Source organism: Ramlibacter humi (genome assembly GCF_004681975.1).
In the GTDB taxonomy this organism is placed as follows: Bacteria; Pseudomonadota; Gammaproteobacteria; order Burkholderiales; family Burkholderiaceae_C; genus Ramlibacter; species Ramlibacter humi.
The window spans coordinates 1,186,886-1,213,100 of sequence record NZ_SMLK01000001.1 but is presented as its reverse complement, the minus strand read 5'-3'; the positions used below and the strand labels follow the sequence as shown (position 1 = coordinate 1,213,100).

At 67.9% G+C, this 26,215-nt stretch carries 29 protein-coding genes; 13 read left to right on the top strand and 16 right to left on the bottom strand.

Translation table 11 applies throughout. From position 1 onward, the window contains the following. Positions 1-117 precede the first annotated feature (117 nt). Positions 118-525, top strand: a complete 408-nt coding sequence (locus EZ216_RS05635) for a GlcG/HbpS family heme-binding protein (RefSeq protein WP_135248611.1) — start codon at positions 118-120, stop codon at positions 523-525. Positions 526-534: 9 nt separating this feature from the next. Here EZ216_RS05635 and hemP read toward each other — a convergent pair whose 3' ends face one another. From hemP to EZ216_RS05585, 10 genes are all read right to left on the bottom strand, one after another. After that, positions 535-738 (bottom strand): hemin uptake protein HemP, encoded by a 204-nt coding sequence (hemP, locus tag EZ216_RS05630; RefSeq protein ID WP_135248609.1) that lies wholly within the window; start codon positions 736-738, stop codon positions 535-537. Beyond that, positions 735-1,148, bottom strand: a complete 414-nt coding sequence (locus tag EZ216_RS05625; protein WP_135248608.1) for an ExbD/TolR family protein — start codon at positions 1,146-1,148, stop codon at positions 735-737. The genes hemP and EZ216_RS05625 overlap by 4 nt, the downstream gene beginning before the upstream one ends. A gap of 1 nt (position 1,149) precedes the next feature. After that, entirely contained in the window at positions 1,150-1,863 is a 714-nt protein-coding gene (locus EZ216_RS05620) for a MotA/TolQ/ExbB proton channel family protein (protein WP_135248607.1), read from the bottom strand. A 9-nt stretch (positions 1,864-1,872) separates the two neighbouring features. Further along, positions 1,873-2,547, bottom strand: a complete 675-nt coding sequence (locus EZ216_RS05615) for an energy transducer TonB (protein ID WP_135248605.1) — start codon at positions 2,545-2,547, stop codon at positions 1,873-1,875. Positions 2,548-2,626: 79 nt separating this feature from the next. After that, the gene (locus EZ216_RS05610; RefSeq protein ID WP_135248604.1) at positions 2,627-2,860 is read right to left on the bottom strand and encodes a (2Fe-2S)-binding protein; all 234 of its coding nucleotides are present in this window, start codon (positions 2,858-2,860) and stop codon (positions 2,627-2,629) included. A 100-nt stretch (positions 2,861-2,960) separates the two neighbouring features. Further along, positions 2,961-3,512 carry a cytochrome b/b6 domain-containing protein gene (locus EZ216_RS05605; protein WP_135248602.1) on the bottom strand — a complete coding sequence of 184 codons (552 nt, stop codon included), beginning with the start codon at positions 3,510-3,512 and terminating at the stop codon, positions 2,961-2,963. After that, entirely contained in the window at positions 3,509-3,787 is a 279-nt protein-coding gene (locus EZ216_RS05600; RefSeq protein WP_239024275.1) for a PepSY domain-containing protein, read from the bottom strand. The genes EZ216_RS05605 and EZ216_RS05600 overlap by 4 nt, the downstream gene beginning before the upstream one ends. A gap of 5 nt (positions 3,788-3,792) precedes the next feature. Continuing rightward, positions 3,793-4,854, bottom strand: a complete 1,062-nt coding sequence (locus tag EZ216_RS05595) for an alpha-hydroxy acid oxidase (protein WP_135248599.1) — start codon at positions 4,852-4,854, stop codon at positions 3,793-3,795. Between the two features lie 4 nt (positions 4,855-4,858). After that, complete coding sequence (locus tag EZ216_RS05590) at positions 4,859-5,536, bottom strand: Fe2+-dependent dioxygenase (RefSeq protein WP_135248597.1); 678 nt, start codon at positions 5,534-5,536, stop codon at positions 4,859-4,861. A 31-nt stretch (positions 5,537-5,567) separates the two neighbouring features. Further along, positions 5,568-7,796 (bottom strand): TonB-dependent receptor, encoded by a 2,229-nt coding sequence (locus tag EZ216_RS05585; protein ID WP_338050531.1) that lies wholly within the window; start codon positions 7,794-7,796, stop codon positions 5,568-5,570. A 255-nt stretch (positions 7,797-8,051) separates the two neighbouring features. On the opposite strand from EZ216_RS05585, the gene EZ216_RS05580 reads away from it, so the two are divergent. Then, a complete protein-coding gene (locus EZ216_RS05580; protein WP_135248596.1) occupies positions 8,052-8,312 on the top strand; it encodes a FeoA family protein in 261 nt (86 codons plus the stop codon). After that, positions 8,309-10,192: a ferrous iron transporter B gene (feoB, locus tag EZ216_RS05575; protein ID WP_135248594.1), complete on the top strand. Its 1,884-nt coding sequence runs from the start codon at positions 8,309-8,311 to the stop codon at positions 10,190-10,192. Before EZ216_RS05580 ends, feoB begins: the two co-directional genes overlap by 4 nt. 4 nt (positions 10,193-10,196) lie before the next feature. Here the strand turns inward: feoB and bfr are convergent, their stop codons facing one another. The 4 genes from bfr to ppsR all read right to left on the bottom strand — a co-directional run bounded on the left by bfr (position 10,197) and on the right by ppsR (position 14,033). After that, entirely contained in the window at positions 10,197-10,673 is a 477-nt protein-coding gene (gene bfr, locus EZ216_RS05570; protein WP_135248592.1) for a bacterioferritin, read from the bottom strand. A 106-nt stretch (positions 10,674-10,779) separates the two neighbouring features. Continuing rightward, entirely contained in the window at positions 10,780-12,342 is a 1,563-nt protein-coding gene (ahpF, locus tag EZ216_RS05565; RefSeq protein ID WP_135248590.1) for an alkyl hydroperoxide reductase subunit F, read from the bottom strand. A 145-nt stretch (positions 12,343-12,487) separates the two neighbouring features. Beyond that, complete coding sequence (ahpC, locus tag EZ216_RS05560; protein ID WP_135248589.1) at positions 12,488-13,051, bottom strand: alkyl hydroperoxide reductase subunit C; 564 nt, start codon at positions 13,049-13,051, stop codon at positions 12,488-12,490. 154 nt (positions 13,052-13,205) lie between these two features. After that, entirely contained in the window at positions 13,206-14,033 is an 828-nt protein-coding gene (gene ppsR, locus EZ216_RS05555) for a posphoenolpyruvate synthetase regulatory kinase/phosphorylase PpsR (RefSeq protein ID WP_135248587.1), read from the bottom strand. Between the two features lie 182 nt (positions 14,034-14,215). On the opposite strand from ppsR, the gene ppsA reads away from it, so the two are divergent. From ppsA to dnaB, 10 genes are all read left to right on the top strand, one after another. Then, entirely contained in the window at positions 14,216-16,609 is a 2,394-nt protein-coding gene (ppsA, locus tag EZ216_RS05550; protein ID WP_135248585.1) for a phosphoenolpyruvate synthase, read from the top strand. Between the two features lie 55 nt (positions 16,610-16,664). Then, entirely contained in the window at positions 16,665-16,925 is a 261-nt protein-coding gene (locus tag EZ216_RS05545; protein WP_135248584.1) for a DUF4212 domain-containing protein, read from the top strand. Beyond that, complete coding sequence (locus EZ216_RS05540; protein ID WP_135248583.1) at positions 16,918-19,014, top strand: VC_2705 family sodium/solute symporter; 2,097 nt, start codon at positions 16,918-16,920, stop codon at positions 19,012-19,014. Before EZ216_RS05545 ends, EZ216_RS05540 begins: the two co-directional genes overlap by 8 nt. A 75-nt stretch (positions 19,015-19,089) precedes the next feature. Beyond that, on the top strand, positions 19,090-20,778 hold the full coding sequence (locus tag EZ216_RS05535; RefSeq protein ID WP_135248581.1) for an MFS transporter: 1,689 nt from the start codon (positions 19,090-19,092) through the stop codon (positions 20,776-20,778). 146 nt (positions 20,779-20,924) lie between these two features. Beyond that, positions 20,925-21,380, top strand: coding sequence for a hypothetical protein (locus EZ216_RS05530; RefSeq protein ID WP_135248580.1), 456 nt, complete (start codon positions 20,925-20,927; stop codon positions 21,378-21,380). Positions 21,381-21,501: 121 nt separating this feature from the next. Continuing rightward, positions 21,502-21,867 carry a 30S ribosomal protein S6 gene (gene rpsF, locus EZ216_RS05525; RefSeq protein WP_135248578.1) on the top strand — a complete coding sequence of 122 codons (366 nt, stop codon included), beginning with the start codon at positions 21,502-21,504 and terminating at the stop codon, positions 21,865-21,867. A 16-nt stretch (positions 21,868-21,883) separates the two neighbouring features. Beyond that, positions 21,884-22,177: a primosomal replication protein N gene (gene priB / locus EZ216_RS05520; protein WP_135248576.1), complete on the top strand. Its 294-nt coding sequence runs from the start codon at positions 21,884-21,886 to the stop codon at positions 22,175-22,177. Between the two features lie 12 nt (positions 22,178-22,189). Next, positions 22,190-22,471 carry a 30S ribosomal protein S18 gene (rpsR, locus tag EZ216_RS05515; RefSeq protein ID WP_135248574.1) on the top strand — a complete coding sequence of 94 codons (282 nt, stop codon included), beginning with the start codon at positions 22,190-22,192 and terminating at the stop codon, positions 22,469-22,471. Between the two features lie 15 nt (positions 22,472-22,486). Further along, positions 22,487-22,939, top strand: coding sequence for a 50S ribosomal protein L9 (gene rplI / locus EZ216_RS05510; RefSeq protein WP_135248572.1), 453 nt, complete (start codon positions 22,487-22,489; stop codon positions 22,937-22,939). A gap of 163 nt (positions 22,940-23,102) precedes the next feature. Next, complete coding sequence (gene dnaB / locus EZ216_RS05505) at positions 23,103-24,512, top strand: replicative DNA helicase (protein WP_135248570.1); 1,410 nt, start codon at positions 23,103-23,105, stop codon at positions 24,510-24,512. Between the two features lie 16 nt (positions 24,513-24,528). Here the strand turns inward: dnaB and EZ216_RS05500 are convergent, their stop codons facing one another. Continuing rightward, positions 24,529-25,779 carry a DUF3443 family protein gene (locus tag EZ216_RS05500; protein WP_167772834.1) on the bottom strand — a complete coding sequence of 417 codons (1,251 nt, stop codon included), beginning with the start codon at positions 25,777-25,779 and terminating at the stop codon, positions 24,529-24,531. Then, positions 25,776-26,186, bottom strand: a complete 411-nt coding sequence (locus tag EZ216_RS05495) for a DUF2844 domain-containing protein (protein WP_135248566.1) — start codon at positions 26,184-26,186, stop codon at positions 25,776-25,778. The genes EZ216_RS05500 and EZ216_RS05495 overlap by 4 nt, the downstream gene beginning before the upstream one ends. Positions 26,187-26,215: the final 29 nt, after the last annotated feature.

Below are 26,215 nucleotides of genomic sequence, written 5' to 3'. Positions count from 1 at the left end.
TCCTTTTCCTTGAACGTTGTTTTGGACAAAAGGATTCTAGGAGGGTTCCTGCCGGATGCCGCAAGCAAAAACCCTTCGCGGTGGGGCTATGCTGGCGGCTTTTCCCGCCGCTGCGCCATGAAAACCAAGCACGTACTCGAACTGGCCGACGTCAAGGCCGTCGCCGCCGCCGCCGAAGCCGAAGCCCTGAAGCACCAGTGGGCCGTCTCCATCGCCGTCGTGGACGACGGCGGCCACCTGCTGTGGCTGCAGCGCCTGGATGGCGCGCCGGCCATTTCGTCGCACATCGCCCCCGCCAAGGCGAACACGGCCGCCATGGGCCGGCGCGAAAGCCGGGTGTACGAGGAGGTGATCAACGGTGGACGCGTGTCTTTCCTGAGCGCGCCGCACCTGCAGGGCATGCTGGAAGGCGGCGTGCCGATCATCAAGGACGGCCAGTGCATCGGCGCCGTGGGCGTCAGCGGCGTGAAGTCGACCGAAGACGTGCAGATCGCGCGCGCCGGCATCGCGGCGCTGGGCCTGTAGCGGGCCGCGCTACTTGGTGAGGATCAGCTTGCCCAGGCGGGTGGCCTGCAGGCGGTAGACCTCGCCGTTGTGGCGGATCTCCACGCAGCGGCCGCCGCGCAGCAGCTCGGTGCTGTCCAGCTGCTGGCGGTGGACGTTCGACGCCAGCGTGCCATGCGCCGGCTGGCCGGCGTGCTCCAGCGGCCGCGCCAGGATGCCGGTGGGCGCCGTCATGGCGTGCGGGGCTCCGTGATGAACCCGATCTTGTGCAGCCCGGCCTGCTGGGCGGCGGCCATGGCCACCGCCACCTTTTCGTAGCGCACCGCCTTGTCGCCGCGGATGTGCAGTTCCGGCTGCGGGTTCTTGGCGGCCTCGGCGGCCAGCAGCCCGGGCAGTTCGGCTTCCGTCACCTGGCGCTCGTTCCAGAAGTAGTCGCCCTGCGCGTCGACCGACAGCCGGATGGTTTCCGGCTTCATGTCCTGGGGCTGGTTGGTCGCGCGCGGCAGGTCGATGTTGACCGAGTGCTTCATCACCGGGATGGTGATGATGAAGATGATGAGCAGCACCAGCATGACGTCCACCAGGGGCGTCATGTTGATTTCGTTCATCACCTCGTCGGTGTCGTCCTGGGTGCCGAACGCCACGTCAGGCCCCCTTCTTCATGGACACCACGTTGGTGGCGCCGGTGGACGTGACGCGCGCGCCGGTGAGGAAGTAGGCGTGCAGGTCGTGCGCGAAGCGGTTCAGCTTCATGATGACGGCCTTGTTGCCGCGCACCAGCGCGTTGTAGCCGAGCACCGCGGGGATGGCCACCGCCAGGCCCAGCGCCGTCATGATCAGCGCCTCACCGACCGGGCCGGCCACCCGGTCGATCGTGGCCTGGCCGGCGGCGCTGATGGACAGCAGCGCGTGGTAGATGCCCCAGACCGTGCCGAACAGGCCGACGAAGGGCGCCGTGGAACCCACCGACGCCAGCACGGCTAGGCCCGCCTGCAGGCGCGCGGTGGATTCGTCGATGGAATTGCGCAGGCTGCGCGTGAGCCAGTCGCTGATGTCCAGCGAGTCGTGCAGCTGCGGCTGCGCGTGGTGGTGCGCCGTGGCTTCGCGACCTTCGGTGGCCAGCGCGCGGAACGGGTTGCCGGCGTCGGCATCGAGCTTGTTCACGCCGTCGGCGAAGTCGGCGCTGTGCCAGAAGCTCTCGGTCTGGCGCGCCTGCGAGGTGAAGCGGCGCAGGTCCAGGGCCTTGATGATGATGACCATCCAGGACGCGAGCGACATCGCCAGCAGCAGGATGGCGACGCCCTTGGTGACGATGTCACCTTGCGACCAGAGGTGGGCCAGGCCGAAATCGGGATTCATGTTGCTTCTCTATTCCAGTACGAAATTGACGGGCGCGTCCTTCCACATGGCCTGGGGCACGCCGTTGACGGTCCCGGGCTTGTAGCGGCACTTCATGACGTAGTCGAGCGCGGAGCGGTCCAGCCGGTCGAAGCCGCTGGACTTCTTCAGCTCGGCGCGCTGCGGCAGGCCGTCGGCCCCGATCAGCACGCGCACGACGACGCCGCCTTGCTCACCCAGGCGCCTGGACAGCGGCGGGTACACGGGCGTCGGGTTGTTCAGGTAGTCGGCGTCGCTCGAAGGCAGCTCCAGCCGCGGCGGCGCCGGGGGCGCGGGCGGTGCGGGTGGAGCAGGCGGCGCCGGAACGGGCGCCACCGGTGCGGCGACCGCAGGTGGTTGCTCGAGGGCGACGGGTGCGTTCGGGCTGGGAGGCGCGGGCACCGGGATGGGCCTGGGCCGCGGTGCCTGCTGCACCTTCTGGACCTTGGGAGGCGCCGGCGCCGGGGGAGGCGGCGCGGGCGGTTCGACCTTGGGTGCGGGCGGCGGGACGATCTGGCTGAGCATCTCCACCGGGACGACGATTTCGACAGCGCGGCGCAGCAGGCCGGCGTTCAACGCCCACAGGCCGCCCACGTGCAGCAACACGACGCCCCCGGCGATGACGGCGTTGCGTCGCGAAGGATTGACGGAGCGAGACGAAGGCATCGGCACAGCGGAAGGAAACGACGGGATCGCCAGCGGGGTCAGCGCCTGAGCACCCACCAGGCGCCCAGCAGCACCAGGATCAGGCTTGCGCCGAGGGTTGGGAGGAAGCCCATTCGGTCGTGCCTTCCGCGGCCAGCGCGGCCACCGGGCGGGTGGCGGAGCATTGCGCCACGATATCGCGGGCGCAGCCTTCGCATTGTCCGCATTGCGAAGCGACGCCCAGTTCGAACTGGATGTCGTCGAAGTCCATCCCGGCACGCGCATGGCGGGCGATCTCTCGGTCGGAAACACGGCGGCAGACGCAGACGATCATGGCTTGGACGGGTGAAGGGTGGCGATCAGTGTGAGTTGATTATAAATGCGAATCTTTCGCATTTGCAATGCCTATGATGCGAAGGGGTTTGCCGGCGACTTCAGGCGACGTCGCCGGGCCCGGCGGCCGGCTTCTCACCGCTGAGCATGGCTTTGACCAGCTTTTCCCGGTGTTGCCGGGCCGTCAGCGCCACCCCTGCCAAGTGCAGCACCACCAGCGCGAGCGTCGACCAGCCCAGCACTTGGTGCGTGCGATCCAGCCAGGCCTCGCCCCAGAAAGCGTCGGTGGTGTAGAGCCAGCCCGTGAAGCCCAGCAGGGCGATGCAACCCCACAAGGTCAGCGCCATCCATCCACCCAACGGGTTGTGGCCCAGGTAGCGAGGCGCTGCGCCCCGGGCGACTTGGACGGCGTAGGCCCAGGTCGCCCGCGGCGAGCGCACGAATTGCGAGAAGCGGGCGTAGCGGCCGCCCGCGAAGCCCCACACGATGCGCAGCGCGACGAGCGCGAGCGCGACATACCCGAGGGGTTCGTGCCACCGCATCCCGATCGCGGTGGTGATCCACGCTGCGGCGCAGGTGGCGGCCAGCGACCAGTGGATGCAGCGCACCGCCCGGTCCCACACGCGGGTGGCACCGGCGGGCGTGGCGGTCACTTCTGCTTGACCTCGCCGACCAGCTCGAAGGTCTTGGGGTTGTAGAACTTCTCGGCGCGCTGGTTCTTCTCGTCGAAGCCGTAGACCTCGTAGCAGCCGTTCTCGGTCTTCACCTGGCGGACCTTCTTCCAGCCATCGGCTTCCAGCTTCTTCTGCAGCGCCGTCTGCGGCTGCCACTCGGCCTTGGGCACGTCGCACTTGAATTCGCCGTGCGCGAACGCGGCGGCAGACAGGGTGAGGGCCGCGACAGCGGCAGCAAGTTGGTTCAGTTTCATGGTCTTCATTGGTTGGGGGAGAAAACAGGGGGTTCCGCGCGGACGCGGGCGAGGTCGGCGCAGCCGCACAGGGCCATCGCCATCTGCAATTCGTCGCGCAGCAGCCGCAGCGCATGCGCCACGCCGATCGCGCCGGAATGGGCCAGGCCCCAGACGGCGGGGCGGCCCACCAGCACGGCCTGCGCGCCCAGTGCCAGCGCCTTGAGGATGTCGGCGCCACGGCGCAGGCCGCCATCGACCAGCACCGGCGCGCGGCCGCCGACGGCTTCCACCACGCCGGGCAGGACAGTGGCGGTGGCTACCGCGCCGTCGAGCGTGCGGCCGCCATGGTTGGAGACGATCACGGCCGCCGCGCCGCGCGCCACCGCCTCGCGCGCATCGGCATGGTGCAAGACGCCCTTGACCACCACCGGCAGGCGGGTGCGGCCGCAAAGCCACTCCAGTTCGGCCCAGGTGGGCGCGGTGGCGCAAAGCGTGTCGAAATCGGCGTCGCCGGAGGAGGGCGGCAGGTTGGGCGTGGCCAGGCCGGCAGGTAGGCGGAAGCCGGCACGCACCGGCGAATCCACTGTCAGCACCAGTGCCTCGAACCCGCACGCCTCGGCGCGGCGCACCAACCCTTCGACGATGCCGCGATCGGCCTGCCAATACAGCTGGAACCACAGCGGCCCGCGGCCCGCGTCCTCGCGCACGGCTTCGGCCACGGCCTCCATCGCCACGCCGGCTTGCGTGCTGAGCACCATGCCGGCTTCCTGCGCGGCGGCGGCCATGGCGATGCCGAGTTCGCCGTCGCGGTGCGCCAGCTGCTGGAAGGCCACCGGCGCTACCAACAGCGGCCAGGCCATGGATCGGCCCAGCAGCGTGGTGCGTGTGTTCAGGCCGGCCAGTGGTGCCAGCACCCGTGGGCGTAGCGCGATGGACTCCCAGGCCGCGCGGTTGTTGCGCTCGGTGAGGCCGTCGCCCGCTGCACCGCACAGGTAGCTCCAGGCGGCCGGATCGAGCGCGGCGCGTGCATGCCTTTCGTGGTCCGCGAGACTCGCAAGATCGGTCGGCAGCGGCTGGATGTCCATGGAGTCAGGTCTCCGACCACATGCGCAGCAGGTTGTGGTACGTGCCGGTGAGCGCCACTGTCGACTCGTTGTCGCCACCCTGCTGGCGCAGTACGGTCAGCGCCTGATCGAATTCGAGCAGGAGGCGCCGTTGCGAGTCGCTTCGCACCAGGCTCTGCACCCAGAAGAAGCACGCGAGCCTGTCGCCGCGAGTCACGGGCTTCACCTCGTGCACCTGCGACGCGGGGTAGAGCACCGCATGGCCCGCGGGCAGTTTCAAGGACTGCTGCCCGTCGGGGCCGTGCAGTACCAACTCTCCGCCTTCATAGTCGGCGGGGTCGCTGAAGAAGACGGTGCACGAAAGATCGGTGCGCACGCGCAGGCCGTTTTCGGCGAAGCGCACGGCGCTGTCGACGTGCGGCCCGTAGTGGTTCGACTGGCCGCCGTAGCGGTTGAAGCGCGGCGGGAAGATGCGCGCCGGCAGCGCCGCCGACAGGAACATCGGCGACGCGTCCAGCGCCTGCAACACCATCGCGCTCAGTTCGCGCGCCTCGCGGCAGTCGCGCGGCATCTGCGTGTTGTTCTTGGCCTGGGCGGCCTGGTCGCCGGCGCTGTCGCGGCCGTCTTTCCAGGGCGCGTTCGCCAGGACGGCCCGGGCTCTTTCCAGGGCCCGGGCATCCAGCAGGGGAAAGGTCAGGAGCATGGCGGCGGCTTTGCTCGTTTGGATCGATGCGTCAGAACTTGACGCCCAGGGACACCTGGAGCAGGCGGCCCGCGCCGGGAACGTAATGGCCCCGGTACAGGGAATCGGCGTAGTACTTGTTCGTGACGTTGATGAGGTTCGCCTTCAGCACCATGTCGGGCGTGAACGCGTATTCGGTCATCAGGTCGGCGGTGACGAAGCTCGGGGCTTCCCACGCCGGCGCGGTCACGTCCGCGGGCGACTGCTTGCTGCGGAAGTTGATGCCGCCACCCACGCGCCATTGCGGCGTCATCTGGTACGTGGTCCACACGGTGCCACTGTGACGCGGCGAAAGGCCGGGGCGGTCACCCACGCGGTTGCCCACGGTGTTGACGGTGGCGGCGGCGTCGTCCACGCGGGCGATGGGCATCCACTGGTAGGAGCCGTACACCTCCCACTTGGGCGTGAGGCGGCCGGAAGCGTCGATCTCGATGCCGGCGGAATGGCGCTTGCCGGACAGCAGCAGGCGCGTGGCGGCGGAGTCGGGGTCGGTGTTGCGTTCGTTCAGCTTGGTGCTGTGGAACACGGCGAAGCGCGAGAAGAAGCGCTTGTCGGCCGATTCCCAGGTGCCACCGAACTCGATGTTGCGGCTCTGCTCGGGGTCGGTGTTGGCCGACAGCGCGTTGTACGAGTACGTGTCGCCCGAGGTGTTGAACGACGTGCCGTAGGAGAAGTGGAAGGTGGTCCGGTCGTTGTACTGGTACAGGACGCCGACGCGCTTGCTCCAGTCGCCGATGGACTGCTCGTAGTTCGTCGTGGTCACCGGGCCCGGGGCCGCGTTGGGGATGGCGTTCGCCCGGTACTTGCCGCGCATGTGGTCATAGCGCAGGCCGCCCAGCAATTTCCATTGCGGCGCGATCTGCACCAGGTCCTGCGCGTACACGCCGATGGCGTTGTTCACGAAGTCATTGCTGTCGCGCAGCACGCGCAGGCCCTCGTTGACCGACGCGCCGTCGCCGGGCGTGCCGGCGCGGGTGTTCGGCTTGGTGAGGTCAACGCCGCCCTGCGCGGCGGCACGAGCGGCGTACACGTTCTTCTCTTCGCGCGAGAAGTCGATGCCGGTGGTCAGCTGGTGCTTGAAGCCCAGCGCGTTGAACCTGGCGCTGAGGTCGCTTTGCGCCTGCAACACGTCCATGTCCTGGATCTTCAGCTGGGTGCCGCGCGAGAACACGGTGTCGGGGCCGAAGTTGGTGAGGGCTGGCGCCTGGCCGCCTGGTTGCAGCCCGTTGGCCGCGAAGCGGATGGTGCTGGCGCGCTGGTCGCGGGTGAACGACCCCTTGCGCACGATGGTCCTGACCTCCGCGTCGGAGCTGAAGCGGTGCGTGTGCGCCAGCGTGGCGATCTTGGCGCTGCTGTCGTTGTAGTCGCTGGCCATGCCGAAATAGTCGGTCGGCTTCAGGCCCTTGAGGATGGTGTTGGCGGCGGTGGTGTCCGACGCCCTGGGCTTGATCCACGGCAGGCCGTAGTTGATGCCGTTGTGATTGTCCAGCCAGTACAGCTGCGCCAGGAACTCGTCGGGCGTGTCGATGCCGAAGCGGTAGCTGCCGGACAGGCCCTTCTTGTCGACGCTGGACCCCGAGCCGTTGTTGTCGGCCTTGTTGACCATGCCCGTGATGCGCACGGCCGAGTTCTCGCCGGTGCGTTTGTTGATGTCGCCGGTGACGCGGCGGTAGGCGTGGCTGCCGAGGGTGGTGACGACTTCGTTCTCGTCCATCAGCTGCGGGATTTTGCTGACCTGGTTGACGGCGCCGCCGGTGGAGCCGCGGCCGAACAGCATCGAGGCCGAGCCGCGCAGCAGCTCCAGGCGGTCGAGGTTGAACGTGTCGCGGTCGTAGAACGCCGGGTCGCGCATGCCGTCGAGGAAGATGTCGCCGGTGGTGGCGAGCGAGAAACCGCGCAGGCGAATGTCCTCTTCACCGCCCTCGGCCGCCTGGAACGTGACGCCGGCCGTCTGGCGCAGCGCGTCCTTGACGGTGTCGATGTTGCGGTCGTCCATCAGTTTCTCGGTCACCACGCTCATGGACTGCGGGATGTCCTTGAGGTCCTGGGTGCCCTTGCCGATGTTGGTCGTGGTGGTGCGCAGGTCATCCTTGCCGCGCGGCGCCTCGGCCTTCTCGCGCACGGTCACCGGTGCCAGCTTGCCATCGGCGGGCGCCTGCGCGGTGGTCTGGGCCCAGCTGCCGAGCGAGGCGGCCAGCATCATGGCGCCCAGCGGCAGCACGGGGGGCTGCAGTCGAGTGGTTGGGGCAGGCGCTGCGGCCGCGTTGCGGACCTCAGCGCGGCGTTTCGCGCGCGCGGTTGCGTTCTTCTGAGCCAAGTTGGCCTCCGTAGCTTGTTTTCGGGATCGGAAACAGAGGCTGGCTTGGCGCGCGAACGCCCGGTGGCTGGCCGGTATCCAGAAACCAGTTTAACGCAAACGAGAATCCGTCTCATTTAAACTCCGCACTTTCACCACGAAGAGTTGTCTGGAGCACACATGACGGATGCCGCCACGCTGGACCGGGTGCCGCTGCATCGCCCCTATACCGTGCGCGCCGTGCGGGCCGCGGAGGGCGTGCCGGAGCGCGCGCGTCAGCTCGAAGAGATCGGCTTCTTCGCCGGCGAGCAGGTGATGCTGATGGCCAGGGGCTTCCCGGGCGGCGATCCACTGGTGGTGCGAGTCGGTCAATCGACCTTCGCGCTGCGCGGGGTGGAGGCGGCGTGCGTGCAGGTCGAACCTTCGGGGCCCGCGGCATGAACGAAGCCGTCATCCACTTCCATCCCGCCGGCAAGCTCGCGGCGCTGGTGGGCAATCCGAACGCCGGCAAGACCGCGCTGTTCAACCGGCTGACCGGCAGCCGGCAGAAGGTCGCCAACTACGCCGGCGTGACGGTCGAACGCAAGGAAGGGCGCCTGCAGCTCGACGGCGACAAGACCGTGCGCGTGCTCGACCTGCCCGGCACCTACAGCCTGCATCCGCGCTCACCCGACGAGCGCGTCACCTGCGACGTGCTGCGCGGCCAGGCCGTCGGCGAGAAGCGCCCGGACCTCGTGGTGTGCGTGGTCGATGCGACCAACCTGCGGCGCAGCCTGCGGCTGGTGCTCGGGGTCAAGCGCATGGGGCTGCCTTGCGTGGTGGCGCTGAACATGGTGGATCTCGCTGCCAGCCGCGGTATCCGCATCGACGCCGACGCATTGGCCGGGGAGCTCGGCGTGCCGGTGGCGCAGACCGTCGCGATCGACGGCGACGGCGACGCCGCGCTGCGTGACCTGCTGCAGCGGCCCGACGTCTGGCGCCGGCCCGACGCGGCAGCCGTCGACGCGCCCGTGGCGGACTCCGACCAGCCCGACCACGAGACCGTGCGCGCCATCCTGCGGCGGCTGAACCTCGACCACGTCGCGCCACACCTTCCCAGCGATCGCATCGACCGCGTCGTGCTGCATCCGGTGTTCGGGCCGCTGCTGCTCGCGGTGCTGCTGTTCTTCATGTTCAACGCGGTGTTCGCGTGGGCGACGCCCATGATGGACGCGATCAAGGCGGCCACCGGCTGGGTCGGCCAGGTGATCACCGGTCTGCTGCCCGAAGGCGTGCTGCGCAGCTTCCTGGTGGACGGACTGGTCGCGGGCGTCGGCGGCGTGATCGTGTTCCTGCCGCAAATCCTGATCCTGTTCCTGTTCATCCTCGTGCTCGAGGAATCGGGCTACCTGCCGCGCGCGGCCTTCCTGCTGGACCGGCTGATGGGCGGCGTGGGCCTGTCGGGCCGCTCGTTCATCCCGCTGCTCTCCAGCTTCGCGTGCGCCATCCCCGGCATCATGGCCACACGCACGATCGCGAACACCCGCGACCGCCTCGTCACCATCATGATCGCGCCGATGATGACCTGCTCGGCGCGGCTGCCCGTGTACGCGCTGCTGATCGCCGCGTTCATCCCGCAGCGCAAAGTGGGGCCCGGCCTCGAACTGCAAGGCCTGGTGCTGTTCGGCCTGTACGTCGCGGGCGTCGTGGGTTCGTTGGCGGTGGCCTGGGTGCTCAAGCGATTCGCCGGCGGCGGCGAAGTGCGCGCGCTGATGATGGAGCTGCCCAGCTACCACATGCCTCGCGCGCGCAACGTGCTGATGGGGCTCTGGCAGCGCGCGCAGATCTTCCTGCACCGTGTCGGCGGCGTCATCCTGACGCTGACCGTGCTGCTGTGGGCCCTTGCCAGCTTCCCCGGCCCCCCGGAAGGCGCGACCGGTCCTGCCATCGAATACAGCATCGCGGGCATGCTGGGCAAGGCGCTCGCCGTGGTGCTGGCGCCGATCGGCTTCAACTGGCAGATCAGCATCGCGCTGGTGCCCGGCATGGCCGCGCGCGAAGTTGCGGTCAGTGCGCTGGGCACCGTCTACGCGCTGTCAGGCGAGGGCGATGCGGCCAATGCGCTGACGCCGCTCATCGCGCAAAGCTGGAGCCTGGCGACGGCGCTGTCGCTGCTGGCGTGGTACGTCTTCGCGCCGCAATGCCTGTCGACGCTGGCGACGGTGAAGCGCGAGACGGGCGGCTGGAAGTGGCCACTGGTGATGGCGGGCTACCTGTTCGCGCTGGCGTACATCGCGGCTTTCATCACGTACCGCGCGGCGGTGGCGCTGGGCGCCGGCTGAGCGTTCAGCCCGGCTCGCCCATCGCCGACTGCAGGTAGTTCTGCAGGCCGACCTTGCCCAGCAGGTCGATCTGCGTCTCCAGCCAGTCGATGTGCTCCTCGGTGTCCTCGAGGATGGTTTCGAGAATCTCGCGCGAGACATAGTCGCGCACAGTTTCGCAGTGGGCGATGCCTTCTTTCAGCTCGGCTTGCGCGCCGCGCTCGCTGCGCAGGTCGCAGTCCAGGATCTCGGGCACGGTCTCGCCGACCATCAGCTTGCCCAGGTCCTGCAGGTTGGGCAGGGCGTCCAGGAAAAGGATCCGCTCCATCAGCTTGTCGGCGTGCTTCATCTCGCCGATGGATTCCTCGTATTCCTTCTTGGCCAGGCGGTCGAACCCCCAGTGCTTGTAGATGCGGTAGTGCAGGAAGTACTGGTTGGTGGCGGTCAGCTCGTTCTTCAGCTGGGCCTGCAGGTGGCGGATGACGCCGGGATCGCCTTGCATTGTTCTTCTCCTGTTCGCGGAAGCGGCGATTCTCTCGCGATTGCACTTCACACGGCCGCATGCCCACACGCACGCGGTTGGCGTGCGTGTGAGAAGCGTTCGCGTTTCAGGCGGGCGCGCTGCTGCGGATCAGGTGGTCGAAAGCGCCCAGAGCAGCCTTCGCGCCGTCGCCGGCGGCGATGATGATCTGCTTGAACGGCGTCGTCGTCGCGTCGCCCGCGGCGAACACGCCGGGCACCGATGTCTGGCCTTTGGCGTCGACCACGATCTCGCCGTGGCGCGACAGTTCGATCGAACCCTTGAGCCACTCGGTGTTGGGCACCAGCCCGATCTGCACGAACACGCCTTCCAGCTCGACGCGCTGGTCCACGCCGGTCGCACGGTCCTTGTAGACCAAGCCATTGACCTTCTGGCCGTCGCCGGTCACCTCGGTGGTCTGCGCGTGGAGGATGGCCGTCACGTTCGGCAGGCTGGCCAACTTGCGCTGCAGCACCGCGTCGGCGCGAAGCTGGTCCGCGAATTCGATCAGCGTCACGTGCGCCACGATGCCCGCCAGGTCGATGGCGGCTTCCACGCCGGAGTTGCCCCCGCCCACCACGGCCACACGCTTGCCCTTGAACAGCGGGCCGTCGCAGTGCGGGCAGTACGCCACGCCCTTGTTGCGGTACTGGTCCTCGCCGGGCACGCCCAGCTTGCGCCAGCGCGCACCCGTCGACAGGATCACGCTGCGAGCCTTCAGCGCCGCGCCGTTTTCCAGCTCGATTTCGATCAGGTCGCTGCCTGCCTTCAAGGCCTTGGCGCGCTGCAGGTTCATGATGTCCACGTCGTAGTGGCGCACGTGTTCTTCCAGCGCCAGCGCGAACTTCGGCCCTTCGGTTTCCTTCACCGACACGAAGTTCTCGATGCCCAGCGTGTCCAGCACCTGGCCACCGAAGCGTTCCGACGCGATGCCGGTGCGGATGCCCTTGCGAGCGGCGTACACAGCCGCCGCGGCGCCCGCGGGGCCGCCGCCGACGATCAGCACGTCGAACGGGTCCTTCGATGCGATCTTCTGCGCTTCACGTTCGCCCGCATTCGCGTCGACCTTGGCGAGGATCTCTTCCAGCGTCATGCGTCCGCTGCCGAACATCGTGCCGTTCAGGAACACGGTGGGCACGCCCATGATCTGCCGCTGCTCCACTTCGTCCTTGAACTGCCCGCCTTCGATCATCGTCGTCTTGATGCGCGGGTTCTGCACCGCCATCAGGTTCAGCGCCTGCACCACGTCCGGGCAGTTGTGGCAGGTGAGCGAGACGTACACCTCGAACTCCAGGTCCTGGTCCAGCGAACGGATCTGATCCAGCAGCGCCTGTTCCACCTTGGGCGGATAGCCGCCCACCTGCAGCAGCGCGAGCACCAGCGAAGTGAATTCGTGGCCCATGGGCAGGCCGGCGAATCGCGGGCCATGGTTCTCGCCGGGGCGGTTGACCGCGAACGAAGGGACGCGATGCGGGCCCGCTTCGCGCGTCTCGCTGATCTTCATCAGCGGGGACGCTTCGGCGATGTCGCGCAGCAGCGCCCGCATGTCGCGCGAGGCTTGCGAGTCGTCGATGACGGCCGTGATCTCCACCGGCTGCGAGATGCGCTGCAGGTAGGCGGCCAGCTGGGTCTTCAGTTGGGCGTCGAGCATGGGGACTTCCTGAGTTGGGTGCCGAATGAAAAAGGCCCGGGGCGTGATGCACCCGGGCCCATTCGCGTGCCACCGCGGAACCGGCTTTGCCGGGCCGCAGGTGGCGCCCCTTGAGGGGAGGCGCCGAAGGCGCTTCGGGGTGGTCTTAAATTTTGCCGACCAGGTCCAGCGAGGGCTTCAGCGTCTCGCCGCCTTCGTTCCACTTGGCGGGGCACACTTCGCCCGGGTGCGAGGCGACGTACTGGGCGGCCTTCACCTTGCGCAGCAGGTCGGCGGCGTCGCGGCCGATGCCTTCAGCGGTGAGTTCGACGGCCTGGATCACGCCCTGCGGGTCGACGATGAAGGTGCCGCGGTCGGCCAGGCCTTCTTCCTCGCGCAGGTTCTCGAAGTTGCGCGTGATGGCCAGCGTGGGGTCGCCGATCATCGTGTACTTGATCTTGCGGATGGTGTCCGAAGCGTCGTGCCACGCCTTGTGCGTGAAGTGCGTGTCGGTGGACACGGAGTAGATCTCCACGCCCAGCTTCTGGAATTCGGCGTAATGGTCGGCCACGTCGCCCAGCTCGGTGGGGCACACGAACGTGAAGTCGGCGGGGTAGAAGAAGAACACCGCCCACTTGCCCAGGACGTCCTGGTCGGTCACGGGAATGAACTTTCCTTCCTTGAAGGCGGTGGCCTTGAACGGCTTGATCTTGGTGTTGAGAACGGACATTTCTGCTTTCCTCTATCGCTGAGTTGAAGTCGATCAGTGAACGCTATGAATGATAGGGCCTGCGGCGCGTGATCCGAATGGATTCCGGCTATGCCCCCCATTGGCCCGGGCTATGCCCATCGGCAGCAGAGGCAATGGCGAGGCGCGAAGCCTGCTAGTACTCCAGCCGCTCGGGCCGGATCTCCTGCAGGATGGTGGTGGCGATCTCTTCGATCGACTTGGTGGTCGTCGACAACCAGCGGATGCCGGCGCGCCTCATCATCGCTTCCGCCTCGGCCACTTCCATGCGGCAGTTGTCCAGCGCCGCGTAGCGCGAGCCCGGACGCCGCTCGTTGCGGATTTCCGCCAGGCGTTCGGGCTGGATGGTCAGCCCGAAGATTTTCTTGCGATGCGCCGCCAGCGCGCTGGGCAACTGCTGGCGCTCGAAGTCTTCCGGGATCAGCGGGTAGTTGGCCGCCTTCAGGCCGTGCTGCATGGCCAGGTAGAGCGACGTCGGCGTCTTGCCGCTGCGGCTGACGCCCACCAGGATCACGTCGGAGCCATCGAGGTCGCGGTTGCTCTGCCCGTCATCGTGCGCCAGGCTGAAGTTGATGGCCTCGATGCGGTCGTGGTACTCCTTGCTCTTGCTCACGTCGGAGAAACGGCCCACGCGGTGGTTGGACTTCATGCCCAACTCGATCTCCAGCGGGCGCACGAAGGTGCCGAACATGTCCAGCAGCATGCCCCGGCAGCCTTCCTCGATGACCTGCAGGATCTCCACGTTCACCAGCGTGGTGAACACGATGGGCCGGCGGCCTTCCATTTCGGCCACGTGGTTGACCTGCCGCACCACCTGGTGCGCCTTGTCCACGGTGTCGATGAAGGGCAGCCGCACGTGCCGCGGTTTGAACTCGAACTGCGCCAGGATGGCGTTGCCGAACGTCTCGGCCGTGATGCCGGTGCCGTCGGAGATGAAGAACACCGTGCGGGTATGGGTCGCCATTGGGGGAGTGCCTTCGGGCCGGTGCAAGGCCATGAAGGCGGCCCGCATGCCTACAATTTGCGCCAATTATCCGCGCCGCCCATGCGTCCAGGCCCATTCGAACAAGACCAAAGCCGAACCGCAGCGCCGCGCCATGCGCGCCGCTGGAGCGCAGACCCGCTTTCAACTTCTGGAGCTTCCCCATGTCTGCCCTGTTCAGCGCGACCGCCCTGGTCGTACCGTTTGAGAACCTGAGGATGACCGACGTCGAGGCGGTCGGCGGCAAGAACGCCAGCCTCGGCGAAATGATTTCGCAGCTGCCGCAGGGTGTGCGCGTGCCCACCGGGTTCGCGACCACCGCCCACGCGTTCCGCCAGTTCCTTGCCCACGCGGGCCTGGCCGAGCGCATCCACAAGCGGCTGTCCACCCTGGACACGGATGACGTCCGTGCGCTGGCGGCTGCGGGCGCCGAGATCCGCGGCTGGGTGGAAGCCCAACCGTTCCCGGCCGACCTGGAAAAGGAAATCCGTTCGGCTTTCGAGACGCTGTCCGCCGGCAACGCCCAGGCCAGCTTCGCCGTGCGCTCCTCCGCCACGGCCGAAGACCTGCCCGATGCCTCGTTCGCGGGCCAGCAGGAGACTTTCCTCAACGTGGTCGGCATCGACGACGTGCTGCACAAGATGAAGGAGGTGTTCGCCTCCCTCTACAACGACCGGGCCATCAGCTACCGCGTGCACAAGGGCTTCGCCCACGCCGACGTGGCGCTGTCCGCGGGCGTGCAGCGCATGGTGCGCAGTGACATCGGCGTCGCCGGCGTGATGTTCACCATCGACACCGAATCGGGCTTTTCCGACGTCGTGTTCATCACTTCCAGCTACGGCCTGGGCGAGACGGTGGTGCAGGGCGCCGTGAACCCGGATGAGTTCTACGTCCACAAGCCCATGCTGCAGGCCGGCAAGAAGGCTGTGATCCGCCGCAACCTGGGTTCCAAGCTGCTGCAGATGGTGTTCTCCAGCGCCGAGGAGAAGAAGGCCAGCGGCAAGCTGGTCAGGACGGCCGACGTGCCGCTGGAGCAGCGCAACCGGTATTCGCTCACCGACGAAGACGTGGAGCAGCTGGCCCGCTACGCGCTGGTCATCGAGAAGCACTACGGCCGCCCCATGGACATCGAATGGGGCAAGGACGGCACCGACGGCCAGCTCTACATCCTGCAGGCGCGCCCCGAGACGGTGAAAAGCCAGCAGCAGGGCAAGGCCGAGACGCGCTACAAACTCAAGGGCAAGGGCACCGTGCTGGCCGAAGGCCGCGCCATCGGCCAGAAGATCGGCACCGGCCCCGTGCGCCTGGTGCACAGCATCTCCGAGATGGACCGCGTGCAGGCGGGCGACGTGCTGGTCACGGACATGACCGACCCGAACTGGGAACCGGTGATGAAGCGCGCCAGCGCCATCGTCACCAACCGCGGCGGGCGCACCTGCCACGCGGCCATCATCGCGCGCGAACTCGGCATCCCCGCCGTCGTCGGCTGCGGTGACGCCACCGACCTGCTGAAGGACGGCACTCTCGTGACCGTCAGCTGCGCGGAAGGGGACACCGGCTTCATCTACGACGGCCTGCTGGAAACCGAAGTCAGCGAGGTGCAGCGCGGCGAGATGCCTGCCATCCGCACCAAGATCATGATGAACGTGGGCAACCCGCAGCTGGCGTTCGACTTTGCGCAGCTGCCCAACGAAGGCGTGGGCCTGGCGCGCCTGGAGTTCATCATCAACAACAACATCGGCGTGCACCCGAAGGCCATCCTCGATTACCCGGGCGTGGATGCCGACCTGAAGAAGGCCGTGGAATCGGTGGCGCGCGGGCACGCTTCGCCCCGCGCGTTCTACGTCGACAAGGTCGCGGAAGGCGTGGCCACCATCGCCGCGGCCTTCTGGCCCAAGCCGGTGATCGTGCGGCTGTCGGACTTCAAGAGCAACGAGTATCGCAAGCTGATCGGCGGCAGCCGCTACGAGCCGGAGGAAGAAAACCCGATGCTGGGCTTCCGCGGCGCGGCGCGCTACGTCAGCGGCGAGTTCTCCGAAGCGTTCGCGATGGAGTGCGAGGCGCTGCGCCGCGTGCGCACCGACATGGGCCTGACCAACGTGCAGGTGATGGTGCCCTTCGTGCGCACGCTGGGGCAGGCCGAGCGCGTCACGCAACTGCTGGCGCAGCATGGGCTCAAGCGCGGGCAGGACGGGCTGAAGGTCATCATGATGTGCGAGGTGCCGAGCAACGCCATCCTGGCGGAGCAGTTCCTCGAACACTTCGACGGCTTCTCCATCGGCTCCAACGACCTGACGCAGCTGACGCTGGGCCTGGACCGCGACTCGGGCCTGGAACTGCTGGCCGCCGACTTCGACGAGCGCGATCCGGCCGTGAAGGCGATGCTGTCGCGCGCCATCGCGGCCTGCCTCGCCAAGGGCAAGTACGTCGGCATCTGCGGGCAGGGTCCCAGCGACCATCCGGACTTCGCGAAGTGGCTGGCGGACGAGGGCATCGCGTCGATCTCGCTCAACCCCGACAGCGTCATCGCCACCTGGCAGCAGCTGGCGCAGGGCTGAAGTCCTCAGGCAATCCCTGACGCGCTCCGCAGGCGCGGGTGCGAAGATCGCGCGGATGACTTCGCGTCCGCCCGCCCTGGAACGCCACGACCCGCGCGTGCTGGCGCTGAAGGCCGCGCTGCTGCTGGTCTGGGCGGCCGTCACCTTCGGCGTGGGCTGGTTCGCGCGCGACCTGCAGTTCAGCGTCGGCGCGTGGCCGTTCGGCTACTGGATGGCGGCGCAGGGCGCGCTGCTGGTGTTCATCGCCATCGTGGCGGGCTATGCCTGGGCCATGAACCGGCTCGCGCCCGAAGACGCCGAGCTGTCCGATGGCTGATCCCGCGGGCTTCGCCGCCTACAAGCGCCGCCTGCACCGCAAGCTGGCCGCCTTCGTGGCCGGCCTGCTGGCGGTGCTGTCGCTGCTCGCCTGGGCGGAACAGCACGGCCTTTCGCGCTTCTGGCTGGGGCCCATCTTCATCTTCATCAGCGTGATGGTCTACGCCATCATCGGCATCGCGGGGCGCACGAGCGATCCCGAGGAGTACTACGTCGCGGGGCGCCGCATCCCGGCCATGTACAACGGCATGGCGGCCGCCGCCGACTGGATGAGCGCGGCGTCGTTCATCAGCCTGGCCGGGGGGCTGTACCTGCAGGGCTTCGCGGGCACGGACATGCAGCCGGGCGGGCTGGCGTACGTGCTGGGCTGGAGCGGCGGCTTCTGCCTCGTCGCGCTGCTGGTGGCGCCGCACCTGCGGCGGTTGAACCTGTACACGGTGCCGGACTACTTCAGCGTGCGCTACGGCGGCCGCTGGCCGCGCATCATCGCGGCGGTGTCGGCGGTGCTGTGCTCGTTCGTCTACGTGGTGGCGCAGATCTACGGCATCGGCCTGATCGCGTCGCGCCTGACGGGCGTGCAGTTCGAGATCGGCATCCTGCTGGGCCTGGGCGGCGTGCTGCTTTGCTCCTTCCTCGGCGGCATGCGTGCCATCACCTGGACGCAGGTGGCGCAGTACGTCGTGCTGCTGCTCGCTTTCCTCATCCCCGTGTCCTGGCTCGCCTACAAGCAGCTGGGCAACCCCATGGCGCCGCTCGTCTACGGCACGCAGATCCAGAAGATCTCCGAGCTGGAGAAGAAGCTGGAGCAGGACCCGGCGGAGCGGCGCGTGCGGGAAGTGTTTCTGCAGCGCGCGAAAGATTACGAGCGCAAGCTGCAGGACATCCCCGCAGCGATGCAGGCCGACCGGTCCGCCGCGCAGGCGCGCGTCCGGCAGCTGAAGGCGCAGGACGCCGACTCGGCGGACATCGTGCAGGCCAACCGCGCATTGACCTCGCTGCCGAAGGACGAGGCTTCCGCGCGCGAGTCGTGGACCCGCGCGATGCAGGAGAACTACGAGCGCGCGCGTCCGCTCGGGGGCGTGCCCCGCCAGGCCGAACCTTTCGCCGGCGATCCGCAAGGCACCCCCGCGCAGCGCGAGGCCTTCAATACCTCGCGCCTGAATTTCCTCGCCCTGATGTTCTGCCTGATGGTCGGCACGGCGGGCCTGCCGCATCTGCTCACGCGCTACTACACGACGCCCACCGTGGCCGAGGCGCGCGCGTCGGTCGCGTGGTCGCTGTTCTTCATCGTGCTCGTGTACGTCAGCGCTCCGGCGCTGGCGGCGCTGGTGAAGTTCGAAGTGATGAACAACCTGGTGGGCAGCAGCTTCGACGCGCTGCCGTCGTGGATCGCGCAGTGGTCGCGCGTGGACCCTTCGCTGCTGTCGGTGCAGGACGTCAACGGCGACCGCATCCTGCAGTGGGGCGAGATCCGGCTGGGCGCCGACATCATCATGCTGGCCACGCCGGAGCTGGGCGGCCTGCCGTACGTGGTGTCGGGGCTGGTGGCAGCGGGCGGTCTCGCGGCGGCGCTGTCCACGGCAGACGGCCTGCTGCTGACGATCAGCAACGCGCTGGTGCGCGATATCTACTGCCACGAGATCAACCGCGAGATCAGCCCCGAATACCGCGTCATCCTGTCGAAATTCGCGCTGCTGGCGATGGCGCTCGTGGCGGCCGCCGTCGCCTCGGTGAAGCCGGCGGAGATTCTGCCGCTGGTGGCCGCCTCGTTCTCGCTGGCGGCTTCGGCTTTCGTGCCCGCGATGGTGCTGGGCATCTTCTGGCGCCGCGCCAACGCCGCGGGCGCGGTGGCCGGCATGGCGTGCGGGTTGGGCGTGACGATCTACTACATGGCCGTCAATGCGCCGTCGGTGCGCGCCTTCTTCGCCATGCCGCCGGGTGCGAGCCTGTGGTTCGGCATCCAGCCGATTTCCGCCGGGGTGTTCGGCGTGCCTGCAGGGGTTGTCGCCACCGTGCTGGCCAGTTGGCTGTGGCCGGCCCGGGAGTCGCGGGCAGATCCTAGGGATATCCCTAGGGCGGCTGGCTTCTGACGTCAGTTTGACGTCAGACCATCGCCCAAGACTCTTCTGTGCGCTCCATGGGCGCTCAACCACAAGGAGACATCTATGGCGACAGCAACGGCGGCGGCCGGCAAGGCCTCTGCGCAGCCGATGACGAAGGAGGAGAAGAAGGTCATCTTCGCCTCGTCGCTTGGCACCGTGTTCGAGTGGTACGACTTCTACCTGTACGGATCGCTGGCGGCCATCATCGGCGCCCAGTTCTTCTCGGGGCTGGACCCGACGTCCGCGTACATCTTCGCGCTGCTGGCGTTCGCGGCCGGCTTCCTGGTGCGGCCGTTCGGCGCCATCGTGTTCGGCCGCCTGGGCGACATGATCGGCCGCAAGTACACCTTCCTGGTCACCATCCTGATCATGGGCGCGTCCACGTTCATCGTGGGCTTGCTGCCGGGCTACAAGGCCATCGGCATCGCGGCTCCGGTGATCCTGATCGCGCTGCGGCTGCTGCAGGGCCTGGCCCTCGGCGGCGAGTACGGCGGTGCGGCGACCTACGTCGCCGAACACGCGCCGCATGGCAAACGTGGCGCGTACACGGCGTGGATCCAGACCACCGCGACGCTGGGCCTGTTCCTGTCGCTGCTGGTGATCCTGGGCGTGCGCGAGGGCATGGACCCCAAGGCCTGGGCCGAGTGGGGCTGGCGCATCCCGTTCCTGATCTCCATCTTGCTGCTGGCCATCTCGGTCTGGATCCGTCTGTCGCTCAACGAGTCGCCGGCTTTCCAGAAGATGAAGGCCGAAGGCAAGACCTCCAAGGCGCCGCTGGCGGAATCGTTCGGCCAGTGGAAGAACCTGAAGATCGTGATCCTGGCGCTGCTGGGCCTGACCGCCGGCCAGGCCGTGGTCTGGTACACGGGCCAGTTCTACGCGCTGTTCTTCATGACCACGATCGCCAAGGTCGACGTCACCACCGCCAACCTGCTGATCGCGGCATCGCTGCTGATCGGCACGCCGTTCTTCATCGTGTTCGGCGCGCTGTCCGACCGCATCGGCCGCAAGCCGATCATCATGGCCGGCTGCCTGCTGGCCGCGGTGACCTACTTCTACGTCTTCCCGATGCTGCTGCAGTACGCCAACCCGGCGCTGGTGGAAGCGCAGCAGAAGACCAAGGTGGTGGTGACGGCCGACCCGAAGGAATGCTCGTTCCAGGGCAGCCCCATCGCGCGTGACATCGACTTCCGCACGACGTGCGACATCGCCAAGCGCTCGCTGGCGCAGGCCTACATCCCGTACGAGAACAAGGCAGGCTCCGGCCCGGCCACCATCTCCATCGGCGACAAGGTCTTCACCGCGCCGGTGGGCGTGCTCAACGAGGGCAAGCACGGGTTCAACGCCGAAAGCGGCAAGGCCATCGGCGACTTCCGCAAGCAGGTGAGCGACGCCGCGAAGGCCGCGGGCCTCACGGCGCCGGCCGACAAGGCCAAGATGAACACCGGCATGGTGCTGGCCATCCTGGTCTACCTGGTCATCCTGGTGACCATGGTGTACGGGCCGATCGCCGCGATGCTGGTGGAACTGTTCCCCACGCGCATCCGCTACACCTCGATGAGCTTGCCGTACCACATCGGCAACGGCTGGTTCGGCGGCTTGTTGCCGACCACCACGTTCGCGATGGTGGCGGCCACCGGCGACATCTTCTACGGCCTGTGGTACCCGGTGGTGGTCGCGGCCGGAACCTTCATCATCGGCATGCTGCTCGTGCGCGAAACCAAGGACGTGGACATCTACGCCCGCGACTGAGCATGGTGCTTTGGCGCACGTTGCGCCTCCCCAAAAGCCCGCCTCCGGCGGGCTTTTTCATGCGCCTAGGAGATATCCCTAAACAGTGAACGCCGAGTCAATGACATTCTGGTTACACCTGCGGCCGACGCAGGAAGGAAGGCCGAATGTCCGTTGCCAAGACAGAACTGGGTCAGCAGGTCATCAAGGACCGGTCCGTCCAGCTCACGCCGCGCCAGCGCTCGGCGCTGATCCTGGTGGACGGCAAGCGCTCGCGGGCGGAGCTGCTGTCCGCCATGGCCACGGCGGGCATCGCCAGGGAAGACTTCGACCGGCTGTTCGAACTGGGCCTGCTGAAGGAGACGGCTGCCGCTGTCCCCGTCGCGGCACCGGCGCCTTCGGCCGGTGGGGAAGGACAGCGCACGCCGCAGGAACGCTACGCCCAGGCCTATCCCATCGCCACCCAGCTCACGGCCAGCCTGGGTCTGCGGGGTTTCCGGCTGAACCTGGCCGTGGAAGCCGCCGGCAGCTACGAAGACCTGCTGGCGCTGGCGCCGAAGATCAAGGATGCCGTCGGCGCCGACCGTTTCGCACCGCTGGGCGCGGCGTTGGGCGGCCGCTGAGGACGCTGCGCGCCGGTTCGCTATAATCGTGGGCTTTGCCTTGCCGCACTCCGTCTGACGCCGGGGGCGGTTGCCCGCCACGGAGCAATCCAGCCGAGTGGCCCATCCTGAAGGAGAGTCCATGCGTCACTATGAAATCGTGCTGCTGATCCACCCGGACCAGAGCGAACAGGTTCCGGCCATGCTGGAGCGCTACAAGGGCATGATCACCGCCGGCGGTGGCAAGGTGCACCGCGTCGAGGACTGGGGCCGCCGCCAGCTGGCCTACCAGATCAACAAGCTCGCCAAGGCGCACTACCTGTGCATCAACATCGAAGCCGGCCAGGACGTGATGGGCGAGCTCGAGCACGCCTTCCGCTTCAACGACGCCGTGCTGCGCCACCTGACCGTGGTCAAGAAGAAGGCCGAAACCGGCGCGTCTTCGATGATGAAGACGGTCGAGCGCGAGGAAGCTCGCAAGGCCCAGCAGGCGGAGTACCAGTCGTAAGGCGGCCGTACCGCGGGTGAACCGGGTCGCGCTCACCGCGCACATCGCCGAGGCCAGCGCATTGCGCTACACCCCGGCGGGACTGCCGGCCCTGGATTTCCGGCTCGAGCACGAGTCGCAAGTGCAGGAAGCCGGGCAGGCCAGGCAGGTGAAGGCGGCGATCCGCGCGGTGGCGATCGGCAGCCTGGCGGAAACGCTGGCCCGACAGCCGATCGGCAGCCGATGGACCTTCACCGGTTTCCTGGCCACCCCGCGCAACGGCAAGCACCCCGTGCTCCACATCCAGACGTTCGAACCAGACCAGATTTAAGGAAGGCACACCATGCCCGGTTTCAAGAAATTCAACAAGGACAAGCGCCCGAAGCGCAACAGCCAGTCGCTGCTGTTCAAGCGCAAGCGCTTCTGCCGCTTCACCGTCGCCGGCGTCGAGGAAATCGACTACAAGGACGTCGACACCCTGCGCGACTTCGTCGCCGAGAACGGCAAGATCATTCCGGCGCGCCTGACCGGCACCCGCGCGATCTACCAGCGCCAGCTCAACACCGCCATCAAGCGCGCGCGCTTCCTGGCCCTGGTCCCGTACTCGGACCAGCACCGCATCTAAGCGAGGGGGACAACCATGCAGGTCATTCTTCTGGACAAGGTCGTCAACCTGGGCAACCTGGGCGAGATCGTCAAGGTCAAGGACGGCTACGCCCGCAACTTCCTGATCCCCTCGGGCCGCGCCCGCCGCGCCACCGAGCAGGCCAAGGCCGAATTCGAAGCCAGGCGCGCCGAGCTGGAAAAGGCCGCGGCCGCCAAGCTGGCCGAATCGCAGGCGCAGGGCGAGAAGCTCGCCGGCACCACGCTGAAGCTCACGCAGAAGGCCGGCGTCGATGGCCGCCTGTTCGGCTCGGTCACCAACTACGACATCGCCGAGGAGCTGGGCAAGCAAGGCTACAAGGTCAGCAAGGCCCAGGTGCGGCTGCCCAACGGCCCGATCAAGACGGTGGGCGATTCCACGGTCAGCGTCGCGCTGCACACCGACGTCGTGGTCGACATCAACATCACGGTCTACGGCGAAACGGCGTAAGCCCAGCCGCTCCGACCCTAAAAGACCGGCCTCGCGCCGGTCTTTTTTCTTGGGCGCGCCGCCATACAGGGCTGCCCACCGCTTCTCCACAGGTTCCCCCCAGCGTTTCCGCTGGACGCCAACCACCCGCCCGGGGATGATCCCCGGCGAAGAAGAGCTCCCGATGTCCGCCGTCCTCACTCCGATCAACGACGATTTTTCGCGCGGCGACCGCCAGGTCAGCCAGCTGCGCGTGCCGCCGCATTCCGTGGAAGCCGAGTCCAGCGTGCTGGGCGGCCTGCTCATCGACAACGGCGCCTGGGACCGCGTGGGCGATCTGCTGACCGACGGTGACTTCTACCGCTACGAGCACCGCCTGATCTACGCGGCCATCGGCGCGCTGGTGAATGCCTCGCGTCCCGCCGACGTCATCACGGTCTATGAGCACCTGCAGAGCCTGGGCAAGGCCGAGGAGATTGGGGGCCTCGCGTACCTCAACGCCCTGGCGCAGTACGTGCCCAGCGCCAGCAACGCCCGCCGCTACGCGGAGATCGTGCGCGAGCGCTCCATCCTGCGCAAGCTGGTGTCTGCCGCGGACGAGATCGCCACCAGCGCGTTCAACCCGCAGGGCAAGGGCGTGGACGTCATCCTGGACGAAGCCGAGCAGAAGGTGTTCAACATCGGCGAGGAAGGCTCGCGGATGAAGCAGGGCTTTCAGGGCATGGAGAGCCTGGTGGTGCAGCTGCTGGACCGCGTGCAGGAGATGGCGGACAACCCGAACGACATCACGGGCGTGCCCACCGGTTTCCTGGACCTGGACCGCATGACGTCGGGCATGCAGTCGGGCGACCTGATCATCCTGGCCGCGCGACCCTCGATGGGCAAGACCTCGCTGGCCATCAACATCGCAGAGCACGTGGCGCTGAACGAAGGCCTGCCGGTCGCGGTGTTCTCCATGGAAATGGGCGCATCGCAGCTCGCCGTGCGTATCGTGGGCTCCATCGGCCGCATCGACCAGACGCACCTGCGCACGGGCAAGCTCAGCGACGACGAGTGGCCGCGCCTGACCGAAGCCATCGAGCGCCTGCGCAATATCTCCCTGCACATCGACGAGACGCCGGGCCTCACCGTGAGCGAGCTGCGCGCCAACGCGCGGCGGCTGGTGCGCCAGTGCGGCGGCAAGCTGGGCCTGATCGTCATCGACTACCTGCAGCTGATGAGCGTTTCGTCGGGCATGAGCGACGAGAACCGCGCCACCGCGGTCGGAGAAATCTCGCGCGGCCTGAAGGCCCTGGCCAAGGAGCTGGGCTGCCCGGTCATCGCGCTGTCGCAGCTGTCGCGCGGCGTGGAATCGCGCACCGACAAGCGTCCCATGATGAGCGACCTGCGCGAATCGGGCGCCATCGAGCAGGACGCCGACGTCATCATGTTCATTTACCGCGACGACTACTACAACAAGGACTCCAAGGAGCCCGGCGTCGCCGAAGTGATCATCAGCAAGCAGCGTAACGGCCCCACCGGGACCGTGAAGCTCGCCTTCCTGAAGCCGCTGACCAAGTTCGAGTCGCTGGCCGCGGGCATGGGCGACTTCTAGCCGCCCACGCCTTCCATCAGTACGCCCAGTAGGGGCCCGGTCCGGCCGGCGTCGCCGCGCCCGACCGGGCCGTGAACACCGTGCGGCCGAAGAAGAACGGCAGGCCCCAGTCGAAGCTGCCGGCCAGGCCGCCGCCGACGCTGCCCGCGATGGACGCTGCGCCCGCGTCCGAACGGATGGCGGTGACGCTCTCGACGCGGAAGTTCACGGTTCCCGTCGTCCCGTTGAGGCCCGTGTTGACCGCCGACAGGGCCGTCGTGCTGCCCGGGCAGTAGAAGTCGCCGCAGGTGGGGAAGGTGCTGTCGTTGAAGAACAGGCCATTGGACCCGCTGTCGATGAATCCCGAGCGTGTCGCGCCCTTGTAGGTGGTGGTGAAGTTTCCGTTGCCGTCGGCCGTGTAGACCGACGCGCTGCCCAGCGCATTGTTCGCCTGCGTGCCGATGCCGAAGATCAGCCAGCCCGTCGCGACTTTCGCGCCGCCTTCGGGCACATCGGGCAGGACGATCCCCACGCCGTTGGTGTTGGCGCTGGCGAACTTCGCCACCGGATTGGTCACCTGCGAGGCCAGGGACAGTGCCGCGGAATTGCAAACCGCGCCGGTGCAATTGAAATAGACGTTGGGCGCGACGCTCAATGAGCATCCGGGGCAGTCCTCGGTGGCGAAGCCCACCCCCAGGATGCCCTTGGCGCCCTGGCCCGCGCCGATGTCGAACCCGCGGGACCGGCATGACACCGGGATCGACGGGCCCGTGACCGCGGGATCATCCACCACCTGCACCGGCAGGTTGGCCGCGACTTCACCCCCCAATTTCACGTCGGCACGCCGCACCGAGCCCCACGAAAAGCCGCTGGCGAACTGCATGCATTCCCACGCGTTGCCGCCACCCACCGGTTCGGCGGGCAGCACAACGCCCGCAGGGACAGCGGAGGCCGCGATGCGAAGACCGCTGGAGCCGGTGTCGACCACGACGTGGTCGATGTCCACGCAGGTGGCGGAGCCCGGCGCGCACACGGTCACCGTGACGAAGGGCGAGTTGACCGCGCTGCCGTCCGTGCCGTTGTCCACGCGGATCTGGACGACGTTGCTGCCGGCGATCGTGGCGGCGGCCACGCTGTCGACGCCGGCGGCGCCACCGGGGGGCGCCGTGCTGTCACCACCACCGCCGCCGCCACCGCCGCCGCAGGCGGCGATCACGAGGGCCGAAGCACCGGCCGCGAAAGCGGCCAGCCAGCGCTGCGCACGGGGAAGGGTGCGGGCGCCGCTCACTGCATCACCTTGGGGTCGAAGCCGGCGGGCAGCCGGGGCGGCAGCCAGGCGCGCCCTTCGAAGGCGCCCATGCGGCCGGTGGAGCGGATGACCACGTCCGTGCGGTCGATCGCCAGCGCGGATCGGCTGCGGCTGGCGGGCGCCGAGGCCAGCGCGTCGAACGACTGGCCCAGCAGCTGCTGCAGATCGGGCAGGTAAGGACCCGACCACGACACGGCGAACACCGCGCCGCTCGAATCCACGTATTCGCGCACGGTGGTGCCGCTGTCCAGGCGGCGCTCGGCGACGGAGTAGCTGGTGCCCGCGACTGGCGTGCGCGTGGCGCCGGCGGACGGCGCTTCGCCGAGCGTGGCCCAGGCGGCGCCGGCGGCGGCCAGCAGCAGGCTGGCGGCGATCAGGTGTTTCATCGTTGGCTAAGCAGGAGTCAGGCGCCTAG

What these genes read in the sequence shown, in the direction of transcription:
- EZ216_RS05635 (WP_135248611.1), top strand. Translation starts at nt 118, where the DNA reads ATGAAAACCAAGCACGTACTCGAACTGGCCGACGTCAAGGCCGTCGCC.
- hemP (WP_135248609.1), bottom strand. Translation starts at nt 738, where the DNA reads ATGACGGCGCCCACCGGCATCCTGGCGCGGCCGCTGGAGCACGCCGGC.
- EZ216_RS05620 (WP_135248607.1), bottom strand. Translation starts at nt 1,863, where the DNA reads ATGAATCCCGATTTCGGCCTGGCCCACCTCTGGTCGCAAGGTGACATC.
- EZ216_RS05615 (WP_135248605.1), bottom strand. Translation starts at nt 2,547, where the DNA reads ATGCCTTCGTCTCGCTCCGTCAATCCTTCGCGACGCAACGCCGTCATC.
- EZ216_RS05610 (WP_135248604.1), bottom strand. Translation starts at nt 2,860, where the DNA reads ATGATCGTCTGCGTCTGCCGCCGTGTTTCCGACCGAGAGATCGCCCGC.
- EZ216_RS05600 (WP_239024275.1), bottom strand. Translation starts at nt 3,787, where the DNA reads ATGAAACTGAACCAACTTGCTGCCGCTGTCGCGGCCCTCACCCTGTCT.
- EZ216_RS05595 (WP_135248599.1), bottom strand. Translation starts at nt 4,854, where the DNA reads ATGGACATCCAGCCGCTGCCGACCGATCTTGCGAGTCTCGCGGACCAC.
- EZ216_RS05590 (WP_135248597.1), bottom strand. Translation starts at nt 5,536, where the DNA reads ATGCTCCTGACCTTTCCCCTGCTGGATGCCCGGGCCCTGGAAAGAGCC.
- EZ216_RS05580 (WP_135248596.1), top strand. Translation starts at nt 8,052, where the DNA reads ATGACGGATGCCGCCACGCTGGACCGGGTGCCGCTGCATCGCCCCTAT.
- feoB (WP_135248594.1), top strand. Translation starts at nt 8,309, where the DNA reads ATGAACGAAGCCGTCATCCACTTCCATCCCGCCGGCAAGCTCGCGGCG.
- bfr (WP_135248592.1), bottom strand. Translation starts at nt 10,673, where the DNA reads ATGCAAGGCGATCCCGGCGTCATCCGCCACCTGCAGGCCCAGCTGAAG.
- ahpF (WP_135248590.1), bottom strand. Translation starts at nt 12,342, where the DNA reads ATGCTCGACGCCCAACTGAAGACCCAGCTGGCCGCCTACCTGCAGCGC.
- ahpC (WP_135248589.1), bottom strand. Translation starts at nt 13,051, where the DNA reads ATGTCCGTTCTCAACACCAAGATCAAGCCGTTCAAGGCCACCGCCTTC.
- ppsR (WP_135248587.1), bottom strand. Translation starts at nt 14,033, where the DNA reads ATGGCGACCCATACCCGCACGGTGTTCTTCATCTCCGACGGCACCGGC.
- ppsA (WP_135248585.1), top strand. Translation starts at nt 14,216, where the DNA reads ATGTCTGCCCTGTTCAGCGCGACCGCCCTGGTCGTACCGTTTGAGAAC.
- EZ216_RS05545 (WP_135248584.1), top strand. Translation starts at nt 16,665, where the DNA reads ATGACTTCGCGTCCGCCCGCCCTGGAACGCCACGACCCGCGCGTGCTG.
- EZ216_RS05540 (WP_135248583.1), top strand. Translation starts at nt 16,918, where the DNA reads ATGGCTGATCCCGCGGGCTTCGCCGCCTACAAGCGCCGCCTGCACCGC.
- EZ216_RS05535 (WP_135248581.1), top strand. Translation starts at nt 19,090, where the DNA reads ATGGCGACAGCAACGGCGGCGGCCGGCAAGGCCTCTGCGCAGCCGATG.
- EZ216_RS05530 (WP_135248580.1), top strand. Translation starts at nt 20,925, where the DNA reads ATGTCCGTTGCCAAGACAGAACTGGGTCAGCAGGTCATCAAGGACCGG.
- rpsF (WP_135248578.1), top strand. Translation starts at nt 21,502, where the DNA reads ATGCGTCACTATGAAATCGTGCTGCTGATCCACCCGGACCAGAGCGAA.
- rpsR (WP_135248574.1), top strand. Translation starts at nt 22,190, where the DNA reads ATGCCCGGTTTCAAGAAATTCAACAAGGACAAGCGCCCGAAGCGCAAC.
- rplI (WP_135248572.1), top strand. Translation starts at nt 22,487, where the DNA reads ATGCAGGTCATTCTTCTGGACAAGGTCGTCAACCTGGGCAACCTGGGC.
- dnaB (WP_135248570.1), top strand. Translation starts at nt 23,103, where the DNA reads ATGTCCGCCGTCCTCACTCCGATCAACGACGATTTTTCGCGCGGCGAC.
- EZ216_RS05495 (WP_135248566.1), bottom strand. Translation starts at nt 26,186, where the DNA reads ATGAAACACCTGATCGCCGCCAGCCTGCTGCTGGCCGCCGCCGGCGCC.